At 55.8% G+C, this 13245-nt stretch carries 9 protein-coding genes; 4 read left to right on the top strand and 5 right to left on the bottom strand.

Annotation, left to right across the window (positions count from 1 at the left end; translation table 11 throughout):
• Positions 1-156: 156 nt before the first annotated feature.
• Both RMR16_RS03500 and rpoZ read right to left on the bottom strand, forming a co-directional pair.
• Positions 157-2391, bottom strand: coding sequence for a RelA/SpoT family protein (locus tag RMR16_RS03500; RefSeq protein WP_320199342.1), 2235 nt, complete (start codon positions 2389-2391; stop codon positions 157-159).
• A gap of 131 nt (positions 2392-2522) precedes the next feature.
• Positions 2523-2918 carry a DNA-directed RNA polymerase subunit omega gene (gene rpoZ / locus RMR16_RS03495; RefSeq protein WP_320199341.1) on the bottom strand — a complete coding sequence of 132 codons (396 nt, stop codon included), beginning with the start codon at positions 2916-2918 and terminating at the stop codon, positions 2523-2525.
• A gap of 282 nt (positions 2919-3200) precedes the next feature.
• On the opposite strand from rpoZ, the gene RMR16_RS03490 reads away from it, so the two are divergent.
• The 3 genes from RMR16_RS03490 to RMR16_RS03480 all read left to right on the top strand — a co-directional run bounded on the left by RMR16_RS03490 (position 3201) and on the right by RMR16_RS03480 (position 7769).
• Positions 3201-3773, top strand: a complete 573-nt coding sequence (locus RMR16_RS03490; RefSeq protein ID WP_320199340.1) for an NYN domain-containing protein — start codon at positions 3201-3203, stop codon at positions 3771-3773.
• 172 nt (positions 3774-3945) lie between these two features.
• The gene (locus RMR16_RS03485) at positions 3946-5442 is read left to right on the top strand and encodes a methyl-accepting chemotaxis protein (RefSeq protein ID WP_320199339.1); all 1497 of its coding nucleotides are present in this window, start codon (positions 3946-3948) and stop codon (positions 5440-5442) included.
• A gap of 290 nt (positions 5443-5732) precedes the next feature.
• Positions 5733-7769 carry an HWE histidine kinase domain-containing protein gene (locus RMR16_RS03480; RefSeq protein WP_320199338.1) on the top strand — a complete coding sequence of 679 codons (2037 nt, stop codon included), beginning with the start codon at positions 5733-5735 and terminating at the stop codon, positions 7767-7769.
• A gap of 109 nt (positions 7770-7878) precedes the next feature.
• On the opposite strand, the gene smpB is transcribed toward RMR16_RS03480, so the two are convergent.
• Positions 7879-8364, bottom strand: a complete 486-nt coding sequence (gene smpB, locus RMR16_RS03475; protein ID WP_320199337.1) for an SsrA-binding protein SmpB — start codon at positions 8362-8364, stop codon at positions 7879-7881.
• Positions 8365-8531: 167 nt separating this feature from the next.
• On the bottom strand, positions 8532-9416 hold the full coding sequence (dapA, locus tag RMR16_RS03470) for a 4-hydroxy-tetrahydrodipicolinate synthase (protein ID WP_320199336.1): 885 nt from the start codon (positions 9414-9416) through the stop codon (positions 8532-8534).
• Between the two features lie 375 nt (positions 9417-9791).
• Here dapA and RMR16_RS03465 point away from each other — a divergent pair, with 375 nt between their 5' ends.
• Positions 9792-11864: a lytic transglycosylase domain-containing protein gene (locus RMR16_RS03465; RefSeq protein WP_320199508.1), complete on the top strand. Its 2073-nt coding sequence runs from the start codon at positions 9792-9794 to the stop codon at positions 11862-11864.
• A 149-nt stretch (positions 11865-12013) separates the two neighbouring features.
• Here RMR16_RS03465 and RMR16_RS03460 read toward each other — a convergent pair whose 3' ends face one another.
• Complete coding sequence (locus RMR16_RS03460; protein WP_320199335.1) at positions 12014-13090, bottom strand: porin; 1077 nt, start codon at positions 13088-13090, stop codon at positions 12014-12016.
• Positions 13091-13245: the final 155 nt, after the last annotated feature.

Below are 13245 nucleotides of genomic sequence, written 5' to 3'. Positions count from 1 at the left end.
CATCGAATTTGGTTCGGCGGGCCGTTTTGTTTCGTCTTGATTTCTGATGTGAAGATAGTCTCGAATGCCGCTCATGACTACAGACAGGACAAGGCCGCTGCCATGCATTGAGCGCATAGCAACGGCCTTGAAGGTCACTTTTCAGGCAGAATTGCCTTAATCGAAGGCACGTTTCACCGTGGAAACGCAATCCAGGTCTTTCAATTGAGACAGAAGCTGGTTCAACTGCCGTAAATCCCAAACCTCGATATCCAGCGCCAGTTCGGAAAAATCCGTTCCGATCCGCATCATGTTCAGTCCCCGGATGTTGACATCCAGTGTTGCGATGGACTGCGCGACGGATGCCAGCGTGCCCGGCTCGTTCAACGCATTGATCATCACACGCGCCATGAAACGGGATTTGTTGGCCTCATCCAGATCCCAGCGAACATCGATCCAGCGCTCCGGTTCATCATCGAAGCGCTGAAGCGCTGGCGACTGAATAGGATAGATGGTGATGCCCTTGCCTTTTTCCATGATGCCGACGATGCGGTCTCCCGGCACGGCACCCGCCGCCCCGAAATGCACCTCGACATTATCGGAAAGCCCGCGAATCGGCAGTGGGTCTGGTCCATCCAGCACTTCGGCGGCACCATCGTCTTCCAGCACCGAGCGGGATTTGCCCGGTATCTTGAAGATCATGCCCGATGCGCTGCGCATATTGAACCAGCCATCGTCGCCGGTCATCTTCACGGTCACGCGCTCATCCTGATAATCAGGATAGACGGCACGCAACACATCCAGCGAGGACATTTCACCACGGCCAACCGCTGCGATGGCGTCCTCCACGTCCTTTTGCGCCAGCCGGTGCAGCACGGGTTTCAGCGCGTCACGCGAGAACGGCTTGCCTGCGCGCTCGAATGTGCGCTCCAGAATGCGATACCCAAGGCCTGCATATTGTTTACGAATGGCCATGCGCGTCGCACGGCGAATGGCGGAGCGCGCCTTGCCGGTCACGACCACCTCTTCCCATGCGGCAGGCGGAACCTGCACGCCGGAGCGAATGATCTCGACCTCGTCACCATTGTTCAGACGCGTCACCAGCGGCATGATGCGACCGTTGATCTTGGCGCCAACGGTGGTGTCACCGATATTGGTGTGAACCGCATAGGCAAAATCGATCGGCGTGGCACCACGCGGCAGCGCAATGAGCTTGCCTTTGGGTGTGAAACAGAACACCTGATCCTGAAACAGCTCAAGCTTGGTGTGCTCCAGAAACTCTTCCGGCGTATCGCCTTCCGCCAGTGCTTCGATGGTGTGGCGCAGCCAGGAATAGGCGTTGGATTCGGGCGACAACACATCGCCGTCGGCAATCTCGCCATCCTTGTAAAGCGCATGGGCGGCAATGCCCAATTCGGCAATCTCATGCATACGCTTTGTGCGAATTTGCAGTTCGATGCGCTGACGCGACGGACCAACGATGGTGGTGTGGATGGACCGATAATCGTTCTGCTTGGGCGTCGAGATGTAATCCTTGAAACGACCCGGCACCACGCGCCAGCGCGTGTGCACGATGCCGAGTGCGCTGTAACAGGCCGGAATATCCTGCACCAGAATGCGGAAACCGTAGACATCCGACAGTTGCTCGAAGGACAGCGATTTGGACTGCATCTTGCGGAACACGGAATAGGGTTTCTTCTGCCGTCCCTTGACGTTTGCGCCTTCGACGCCGTTGGTCAGCAGCAACTCCCGCAATTCGTCCTCGATCTTTTTGACGAGACCCTGATTGCGTTCTTCCAGCTCGTGCAGCCGTTTGGTGACGGTTTCGAAAGCCTGCGGATTAAGGTAGCGGAACGAGAGGTTTTCCAGCTCGTCGCTCATTTCCTGCATACCCATGCGGCTGGCAAGCGGCGCATAGATTTCCATGGTTTCTTCGGAAATCCGGCTGCGCTTGTCCGCAGGCATATGCTCCATGGTGCGCATATTGTGCAGGCGGTCTGCCAGTTTTACCAGCAGCACGCGCACATCGTTCGAAATCGCCAGAAGCAGCTTGCGCAGGTTTTCCGCCTGCTTGGCTTTTTTGGTGACCAGATCGAGCTTCTTGAGCTTTGTCAGCCCCTCGACCAGACGGCCGATATCTTCGCCAAAAAGTTCATCGATTTCGGCGCGCGTGGCGCTCGTGTCTTCAATCGTGTCATGCAGCAGGGCAACCGCAATCGTCGATTCGTCGAGATGCATTTCGGTGAGGATCGCTGCGACTTCCAGCGGATGCGATATGTAGGGATCGCCGTTGGCGCGCTTTTGCTGGCCATGTTTTTGCATGGCATAAACATAGGCCTTGTTCAGCAAGGCCTCATTGGCTTCCGGCTTATATTTTTGAACCCGCTCGACGAGTTCGTACTGTCGCATCATGTATGGGATGCCCCGAAAAAGAAAGCGCGCCGATGTAGGTCGGCGCACAATGCTGCATAATCTGGGTCCAGATTATGACGACAAAGCTTTACAGAGCGTAACCGGCAATTGCCCGATGACGCCTTGGTAAATCAATAATCGTCGTTCTTTTCTGGCGGCACAAGGCCTTCGATGCCGGCCAGAAGATCTTCTTCGGTCATCTGGTCGAAGTTGACGTTTTCTGGTGCATCGTCTTCCTCTGCTTCGCCATTGGCGATAGCCAGAGACACGGCAGCGGCGTCTGGCTCCGGCTCGTCCACTTCAACATGCTTCTGAAGCGAGTGGATGAGGTCTTCCTTCAGGTCGTCCGGCGAAAGCGTTTCGTCGGCGATTTCGCGCAGGGCAACGACAGGATTCTTGTCATTATCGCGATCAATCGTGATATGCGAACCTTGGGAAATCTGGCGCGCGCGATGGCTGGCCAGCAGAACCAGTTCGAAACGGTTGTCTACTTTATCGATGCAATCTTCTACGGTGACACGGGCCATTGCCTGTCCTTTGCGGTCTTTATGTCGCGGATTAACCGTCCCGATACAGGCATTGGCCGCAGAATTCAAGTTTTTCCTGATCGCGACTTGTTCACAAGCATGCGGCAACCTGCATTTTTATATGTGAGATTAAATTTTACACATAATTCTATGCAGGGGGACTGGACTGCCGATTAATGACGCTTATATGAATGCTTAATAATTTATCATGCGGATATATTCGCTAGACCGTTACTGTTTGAATTATTGGCGGCTTGTTCGCCTAGGAAGGATTTGGTTTTAATGTTCGACCCACGCGAGAAAATTGCACTCTTTATCGATGGGGCCAATCTTTATGCCGCCTCCAAAAGCCTCGGCTTTGATATTGACTATCGCAAACTTCTGAAAGCCTTTCAAAAAAGAGGCTATCTGCTGCGGGCTTATTATTACACCGCCCTGATCGAAGATCAGGAGTATTCCTCCATCCGTCCGCTGATAGACTGGTTGGACTATAATGGTTACAAGGTTGTGACAAAGCCCGCGAAGGAATTCACCGACGCCATGGGCCGCCGCAAGATCAAGGGCAATATGGATATCGAACTTGCTGTCGATGCCATGGAGCAGTCCGAGACTGTGGATCACCTTGTGCTGTTTTCCGGCGATGGCGATTTCACGACGTTGGTTGATGCGCTTCAGCGCCGGGGCCGCAAGGTTTCCGTCATCTCCACCATGTCCACACAGCCGCCCATGATTGCCGATGACCTGCGCCGTCAGGCCGATCACTTCATCGATCTGTTGTCGTTGAAAGCTGAAATTGGCCGCGATCCAAGCGAGCGCGCACCCCGCGTGACGGAACACGTCGAATCAGCCGAATAATCCACACAGCTGCCTATTTTGCTTCAGCGCACGCCTTGACCAGAGGCGTGCGTTTTTATTTTAAGTTACTAAAATGAAGTCGTTTTTTATCAAATAATTAAGCATGAAAGTGTTTTCTACCTCCATATTTCAGGCGCGGTTCCATCGCGTCGCACCTCGGGGGTTTTACGGAATGAGCGGACAGCAGGGCGGCAACCAACTCAAGGAAAGACTTGAGTTTTTAGGTTTGGGCCACGAACAGAAACAAGACCTTGCCGCATTGAAGCCGATCATTACTGCGTCTCTCGATGGCTCGTTGAACGACTTTTACAAAAAAGCGCGAGCCGTGCCGGAAACGGCAAAGTTCTTTGCCAATGAGGCCCATCTCCAGCACGCCAAGACCATGCAGATCAAACACTGGTCGCGCATCGCTTCTGCGTCTTTCGACAGTGAATATACCACAGCCGTGACTGCCATTGGCCGCACCCATGCGCGCCTTGGACTTGAGCCGCGCTGGTACATTGGCGGTTACGCACTCATTCTCGAAGGCATCATCAAAGCCGTTGTCGAGACCCAGCTCAAAGGCTTCATGGTCGAGAAGAAGGGCAAGAAGGTCGCCAAGGACATCACCGTTGCCATGAAAGCAGCCATGCTGGACATGGACTACTCGATTTCGGTCTATCTGGAAGCGCTGGCCGAAGAGCGTGTCAAAGTCGAGCAGGAACAATTGCGCATGAAGCAGGAGCAGGAACAGGTTCTGTCCGTGCTGAACCATGCCCTGAACCAGATGGCAAAAGGCGATCTCACATCGCGTGTCGATGATGAGCTTGCCGTGCAGTTCGACGGGTTGAAGAACAATTTCAACACTGCGCTTGCCAAGCTTTCCGGTGCGTTTGCCGAGATCATCGAAGAGTCGCACAAGATTTCCGGCAACACCCGCGAACTCACAGCATCCACCGACGACATGGCGCGCCGCACCGAACAGCAGGCAGCATCGCTGGAACAGACCGCCGCCGCCATCGAGCAGATCACCACGATCTCCAAACAATCCTCGCAGCGGACCCAGCAGGCGCAGGATATCGTTAAAAGCTCTGCCGAAGAGGCCGAGCGCTCACGCCACATCGTGACCGAAGCCGTGGAAGCGATGAGCGCGATTGAAGATTCCTCGCAGAAGATCACCCAGATCATCAGCGTAATCGATGAAATCTCGTTTCAGACGAACCTTCTGGCGCTGAATGCCGGTGTCGAGGCCGCCCGCGCTGGCGAGGCTGGCAAAGGCTTTGCCGTGGTTGCCCAGGAAGTGCGCGAGCTTGCGCAGCGCTCCGCCAATGCCGCCAAGGAAATCCGCACGCTGATCGATAAATCCTCGCAGGATGTGGCCAACGGCGTTTCGCTGGTCAACCGCACCGGCGAAGCCCTGAATTCCATCGGCGGCAAGGTCGACCACATCCATGAACATATCAGCGCCATCACGCAGGCGGTTCAGGAACAGGCCATGGGTATTCAGGAAATCAACTCGGCCATCACCAGCATGGACCAGTTGACGCAGAAAAACGCCGCCATGGTGGAGGAAACCAACGCCGCCACACACGGTCTGAGCGATGTCAGCGCCAATCTTGCAGCTCTGGTCAGCCGTTTTAACGTGCAAAAGTCCATGAGCTATCGGCAGCCGACATACCGGGCGGCGTGATACCGGATCAGCAGGGTATAACCTTCTCTTCCCTCATTCCTGTGCCTGTCACACGAATTCAGTCGTCGCGCGTCTGCACGGCGGGAAGAGTCCTTTCAGTCCAAAGACTTGGAACTGGCTGGGTGGGGCACAGTGCGCACGAATATCAATTTAAAAAGATAGATCGTGTACTGCCAGAACAAATATCTAAACAAATGATTACATCCGCGTTTTCTTATGGAAATGCGGATGTTTTTGTATCACATAGGTAAACATCCCACGGTAACGATAGAAGCAGATTACGAAGGTCCATGGAAGGTATTACGCCGAAAGAGCAGCGTCGCTTGGCAGCGCTTGAAAGCTACAACGTACTCGATACGCCAAGAGAGCAGGATTTCGACGACATCGCGGCATTGGCATCGGCGATTTGCGGCACACCTATTGCTGTCGTAAACCTGATTGGCGACGGCAGACAGTTCTTCAAGGCTGAAGTTGGTCTGGGTGTTCGCGAGACGCCTCTGGACAGTTCGTTCTGCGCAAGAGCGATCCTTGAGCAAGATTTCATGGTCATTCCAGATGCCACGAAAGACCCTCGTTTCGTTTGCAATCCGCTTGTAACCGGCGAACCGCACATTCGCTTTTATGCCGGTGCACTTTTAAAATCAGATGACGGGCTGGCAATCGGCACGGTCTGCGCCCTTGGTTACGAGCCGAAAGAACTGACCGAGGGGCAAAAGACCTCGTTGCAGGCGCTTGCCCGTCAGGTCATGTCGCAACTGGAACTGCGGCGCACCCTGCATTCCATGTCGCATGATCTTGCACTGGAACGTCGCCTTTCTGCCAAACGACATATCCGCGCCAGCAAGGTAGAGTCCAAAAACGAAGAGCTTCTGGTCAATGATGCGCGCTCCAAGGCCGCGCATGATGCTGGCCGCATCGGCATATTCGAAGTCGATATCGCGACGGATGAGATGATTGTTTCCGAAGAATTCTGTCGCATCTTCGGCGTCCCGCTACAGCGACATTATGCGACGTCCGTTTTCCAAAAGCTTATCATCGACGAAGATAAAAAAAAGGCGTCCGAGGCCGTAAGCCGGGGCGATACCACGGCACCTTTGAGCGTGGAGTACCGCGTGCGGCGCGGCAGTGACCAGCGCGTTCGCTGGATCGCGCGCCGGGCACAGTTCGTTGAAGACGAGGCTGGCAAGCCCGTTAAGATGATCGGGGTCATCATCGATATCACCGACACGAAACGCAAGGATGCGCGGATCGCCGCGCTTCTTTCGCTTGGTGACCGACTGCGCGTGGGCAAGACCGTCGAGGATATCGCCCGCATCACCTCTGAAATTCTGGCCGAAGGTCTGGCCGTCAACCGTGCCGGATATTCGACCCTGAACAGCTCGACAGATAGTTTATATGTCGAGTTCAACTGGCTGGCGCCGGATGCGGTTTCCATTGCTGGCCATCACGCGCTGAATGGTTTCCGCGCGACCATCAATCGCCTTGAAGTCGGGGATACATTGGCGGTTCCCAACATCAACGCCGCAAGCTGGCTGGAGAAAGACGCCGAAGCCTATACCGCCATCGGGGTAAGATCATTCGTCAAAGTGCCGATCATCGACCGTGGCGTGTTGGTCGGCATGTTGTTTGCGCATGATTCCAAACCACGGTTCTGGAGCAAGCCCGAGCTTGATTTCGCCTGGGGCGTGGCCGACAGAGCCTATGCCGCAATTGCGCGGCTGAACGCCGAAGCGGAACAACGCATTCTCAATCAGGAACTCAGCCACCGCCTGAAAAACACCTTGTCCATCGTTCAGGCGATTGCCGCGCAGACCTTGCGCAACGTCACAGAAAAAGACGCGGTTGCCGCGTTCAATGGTCGTCTTCAGGCGCTAAGTTCCGCCCATGACGTTCTGGTGCGGCAATCATGGTCCACGGCACGGCTGCGCGAAGTGATTGAAAAAGTCATGCATCTTCATGCCTCTGACGGAAAAATCCTTGTGTCTGGCCCGGATGTTCCGCTTGGTCCAAAGGCCGGATTGTCGCTTTCACTGCTGCTGCATGAACTGGGCACCAACGCCATAAAATATGGCTCCTTGTCCACCGAAACAGGCACTGTTGAAATCAGCTGGGATGTGTCCGGCGAGGCCGACAAGCTTGTTTTGACACTGAAATGGGAAGAAAAAGGCGGTCCACCCGCGTTGGAGCCGGAACGCAAGGGCTTTGGCACCCGCCTGATCGGCATGGGCATCGCCGGAACCGGAGATGTGGAAAAGTATTTCACGCCCACCGGTTTGGTCGCGACCTTCCGTGCGCCGATGACGTTGGTTATCGAGGTCGGTGAATAAGCACCGCGCGTGAGACCACGACTAATTCTTGGGGGAAATCACCCATATCATGACGGTCTCTTAGGACCATATCTGCCCGAAAAAGCGGATCGACTTCCGGACAGAGTGGTTACTGGCTAGCGCCACCCTTGAGCAAACGGGACTTCTGACGGTTCCAGTCGCGTTCTTTTTCCGTCTCGCGCTTGTCGTGCAGCTTTTTGCCCTTGGCGATGGCAAGTTCAAGTTTCGCGCGACCTTGATCGTTGAAGTAAATCTTCAACGGCACCAGCGTCATGCCCTCGCGGTTGATGCCAATGCGCATGCGGTGAATTTCCCGCTTCGATAGCAACAGCTTGCGGCGGCGGCGTGGCTCGTGGTTAAAACGGTTGGCCTGCAAATATTCCGGCAGATGCGAGTTGATGAGCCAGATTTCGCCGCCCTCATCCGACGCATAGGATTCGGCAATATTGGCCTTGCCCTCGCGCAGAGATTTGACCTCTGTTCCGGTCAGCATGATGCCTGCCTCGTATGTATCGAGGATCTCATAGTTGAAGCGAGCCTTGCGGTTTTCCGCAACGATCTTCTTCACTACACGCTGACTGCCTTTGGGGGCCATTTTTCAATCCGTTTCATTCGCCCGCGACGCTTATTCGCGGCTTCGGCTCTTTGTTTCTCGCATGTCGTCGCCGCAAAACCGCTCCACACTTTCGCGCGACATGCTCTATGTAGTGACAAAGCTGCCAAAAGTGAAGGCGCGCGGTGGCCCGCGCACCTTTGTGTTTATCAGTTAATCAGGCCTGCATGTTTCAGCGCCGCATCGATGGCTGCTTCCGTCGCTGGCTCCAGCGTATCCATCAAGGGCGAACGCACCTTGCGGCTGCCGTTACGGGTGCGCGACAGCGCGTATTTCGTGCCGCAAACGCCGGGCTCCATAAAGATCGCCTTGTGCAGCGGCATCAGCCTGTCCTGATATTCCAGCGCCAGCGCGTAGTTGCCAGCCAGCGTTGCCGCCTGAAACTCCGCACAGAGACGCGGCGCAACATTGGCCGCCACGGAAATACAGCCAACGCCGCCATGCGCGTTGAAACCAAGCGCCGTGCCATCTTCGCCGGAAAGCTGGATGAAATCCTTGCCACAGCTGATGCGCTGTTCGGACACGCGATCCAGCTTGCCGGTCGCGTCTTTTACACCAACGATGTTTTTATGTGCCTTGACCAGCGCACCCATCGTTTCCGGCGTCATATCGATGACGGAACGCGGCGGAATATTATAGATGACGATGGGCAGCGACGTGGCTTCGGCAATGGCCGAAAAATGCGCGAACAGGCCCTTTTGTGTCGGCTTATTGTAATAGGGCGTCACCACCAGCAGCGCATCCGCACCCACTTCCTGCGCATGCAGGGCAAGCTCGATGGCTTCGCTGGTGTTGTTGGAACCCGCACCGGCGATGACCGGAACCCGTTTGCCCGCCGTTTCCACGCACAGTTCGACAACCCGTTTATGCTCGTCATGCGACAGGGTCGGAGACTCCCCTGTGGTGCCGACGGGCACGAGGCCGCTGCTGCCTTCGGCAATCTGCCACTCCACATGGGCGGCAAACGCCGTTTCGTCCACAGCGCCTTGCGCGGTGAACGGCGTAATGAGGGCGGGAATGGATCCCTTGAACATGCAATACTCCTTGCGGTGAGCCAGTTCATGCTTCAGCCGCATTCCATGGTTAAAACGAAGTCACATTAGTGTGGGGCCACGCCAGCGACAAGCCTGTTTACCGCGCGTTTTGCCCGCGAAACGCAAATAGTTCGAGCATCAACAGCAAAGCGCGAATTGTGGGAGGCAACGCTTGAAGCAACAATGCCGTGACCTAAATTTGATCAAAAGCGCTGCTTTCGGTTAAGGTTTCATTAACGCTGAAAGCGGCTAATAGAGGTCCTATTCGTCGCCGGAGCTTTGGACCGAAATATGAAGCGTTTTTCGGATAATCCGATGCTCGAACGAAACCTTGGCGCGCGGCAGGCGAGACGCTCCAAAGTCGTGAGTGATGGCATGAAGAAAACAGCTTTTGGCTTGATGGCAGCGACGCTTGCGGCAACCGTGTGGAGTGCATGGGCGGGTCCAGCGCCTGACGCCGTTATTCCGCTGCCCTTCGTGAAACCGGATGCGCCCACCCTGCCCGCTTTTTTGTCAGCCACGCCCGAAGTGACTGGATCCATCCTTCGTCCCAACGCGCCGCTGGATGTCTCTGATCTCAAGGCCGGTCTCGACGCGCTTTCCAGCCGTGACGCATTGCGGGCGATTTCCATTCGCAATGCGTTGCCCGCCACAAGTCTCGACCGCCACATATTGACCTGGGCGATTGCCATTTCAGGCCAGAAAGATGTGGCCTCCAGCGAGATTGTCACCGCACAACGCGAGTTGACCGGATGGCCAGGCACCGCAACATTCCGCGCCAATGCAGAGCGCGCCATGCTGCGGGAAAATGTGCCCGCACCGCAGATCATCGCGTCTTTCGGCGCCAACCGCCCGGAAACGCCGGAAGGCACGATTGCCTTGGCACAGGCATTGAACGCCTCCGGTCAATCCGCGCAGGCGCAAAATCTCATCCGCCAGCTTTGGATCAGCGACGGCATGGACAAGGAACTGGAGGACCGTGTTCTCAGCCAGTTTTCCAGCCTGCTTTCCACCGCCGATCACAAAACGCGCATGGATTACCTGATGTATCGCAGCCGGGTCAGTCAGGCGAAGCGGTTTGGCGATCTGGGCAAAGCGCCATCACTTTACACGGCGTGGGCCGCTGTACTCCAACGGGCGAACAATGCGCCCGCCGCGCTAAATGCCGTCGATCCGGCTTTGCGGAATGATCCTGCCTATCTCTTTGCCCGTATTGAAAATCTGCGGCATCAGCAGAAATATGAGGATGCCGCAAAGTTTTTGGCTCAAGCGCCGAAAGACCAGGGCAAACTCGTCAACCCCGGTGAATGGTGGAACGAACGCCGCATCGTGGCGCGTGGATTGGCGGACCTTGGCGACTTCAAGGGCGCCTACACCATTGTCGCAAACCATTCGGCGACATCACCAACGGACATTGCCGATGCAGAATTCCATGCGGGCTGGTATGCCCTGCGGGCACTGCACGATACCGCTTCTGCGGCCAGGCATTTCAACACCCTGTTGCAAACATCCAATCGCCCGCTTTCCGCCTCCCGCGCCAATTACTGGTTGGGGCGCACCGCCGAGGCTGGCGGACCTGGCAATGCGCGTGACTATTTCACCAAAGCCGCCGCCCATCCCGGCACATTTTATGGGCAACTCGCCGCCGCACGGATTGGCACGACCACGTTGAACGTGACCTACCCCTCTCCGACAGATGCAGACAGACAGCATTTTGCCGACCGCGAGGCCGTGCGCGCCATAGAACGTTTGGAAGCGGCCGGTTATAGCTGGCGTGCCGATGGTCTTTACCGCGCTTTGGCAGAACAGGTCGACAGTCCGGGCGAGCTTGCGATTCTTGCCTCCCGGGCGGAGAAGAACAACAATCATCAGGTTTCACTGCAAATCGGCAAAACGGCATTCAGCCGCGGCATCGATGCGGCAGCCCTCGCCTACCCCATCGGGGTCATTCCCGGCAGCGCCAATATTTCCGGATCCGGCAAAGCGCTGGCCTATGCCATCGCACGGCAAGAAAGCGCCTTCAACCCCGCCGCCGTCTCGCCCGCCAATGCGCGTGGTCTGTTGCAGCTTCTGCCCGGAACCGCAAAAGGCGTCGCCAGCCGCCACGGCATGGATTTCACGCAAGCGAAACTCACCACGGATGCCGGATACAACGCCACGTTAGGCGCCCATTATCTGGGCGAACAGATCGACAGCTTCGGCGGCTCCTACATCCTGACCTTCATCGCGTACAATGCCGGCCCCAAGCGGGTGCCAGAATGGATAACCCGTTACGGCGACCCGCGCGGCAAACCCATCGACGACGTGGTGGACTGGATCGAGCGCATCCCCTTCCCCGAAACCCGCAACTATGTGCAGCGGGTGATGGAAAACTACCAAGTCTATAAAACCCGCCTCGGTCAGAAGGCGGACATCGTCACCGATCTGCGAGATGGTCGGGCTGACTGAGCGAAATCCACATTGCCGGAGAAACCAAAGCGCCGCACCGTCGGCGCTTTTTTGTATCGGCAGAACAGCACTTGGAGTTGCGTACCCACCAAAAGAAAAAGCCCGGCTCAAGAGCCGGGCTTCCATCACTGACTAAAAGTCAGATCAGATTAGAACGAACGCTGCAAGCGAACGAAACCAGTCCAGAATTCAGGACGGTTGTCTTCGTCGTAGTAGTTCGCAGTAACCTTAGTCGCCAGACCATCGGTGATCTTGTAGTCAACTGTCAGACCAGCAGTCCAAGCATCGTTGTTGGACCAGTCAGCGTTGACGATGGAGTAACCGTCTGTCGCATCCTTAACAGCAACGTTGCCCAGCCACTGTGCGCCTGGAGTGATCGTCAAACGATCAGTTGCCTTGATTGCGTATTCAGCAGCAACAGTCCACTCGGACAGAGCGTAATAGGAGTTTACGCCAGAAGCGTACACACCAGCAAGGCCAAGCGTACCAGGACCGATATCAGCCGTTGCGATCAGGCGAACAGCGCCGTCTTCACGGTCAACGTCGTAGCCGCCGATGAGCGAAAGGCTTGCACCACCAAGCTTGGCAGCAAGGCTACCGGAAATACCGACGTTGTTGTCCTGGTTATTGAGTACGTCAGCTGCATCGAAGGAAATGCCTTCGAGTTCGTCAACGGAGAGACCAGCAGAGAAGGAGCCAGCATCGTAAACGTAACGAACCGAGTTGAACAATGTATTCGAAGACAGAAGGTCCGTTTCGCCAGAAAGATCGTCATCCCACCAGTTGTACTGCTTACCGACCTTCAGGCCGCCAAGTTCGATGAACGCCTGGTCAACAAAAACGCTTGAGCCAGATGCAGAGCCGTTGTCAGCGTTGCCGCGGAAGCCGATGAAGCCACGCAGAGCGCCGAGTTCGGTGTCTGTACGTGTATCAACTTCGAACTGGGCGCGTGTGAACGAATCCCAATCAGAGTTGCCGCCATTGCCTGTTCCAGTACCAGGACCGCCGTTACCACGCTGAAAATCAGTCTGGAAACGAATGTAACCGCCGAACTTCAGGCAAGTTTCGGTTCCAGGGATGTAGAAGAAGCCTGTGCCGAAAGCGTCGCAAACGCGAACGTATTCGAGGGGCTCAGGTTCAGCAGCAACGATTGCGTCTGCAGCCTGGGCGCCGGATACTGCTGCGAGAGCTGCAGCGGAGCCGATCAAAAGGCTCTTAATGTTCATGGTTGACCTCCAGTCAAATTCATTCAAGCAGCGGGTGGGATTGCATAAATGCAGTGCTGCTCTGGGAATATATTAGAGCTAAAAGAAGAGAGTCGCGCAATCTTGAAGGAATTGATTTTGTCACAAATGCATTGGCTTCATTTGTAGCTGTTGCC

The organism is Agrobacterium sp. rho-13.3 (assembly GCF_033957765.2).
Classification (GTDB): domain Bacteria; phylum Pseudomonadota; class Alphaproteobacteria; order Rhizobiales; family Rhizobiaceae; genus Agrobacterium.
The sequence above is the reverse complement of the archived record's forward strand: the minus strand, read 5'-3'. Positions and strand labels throughout refer to the sequence as shown.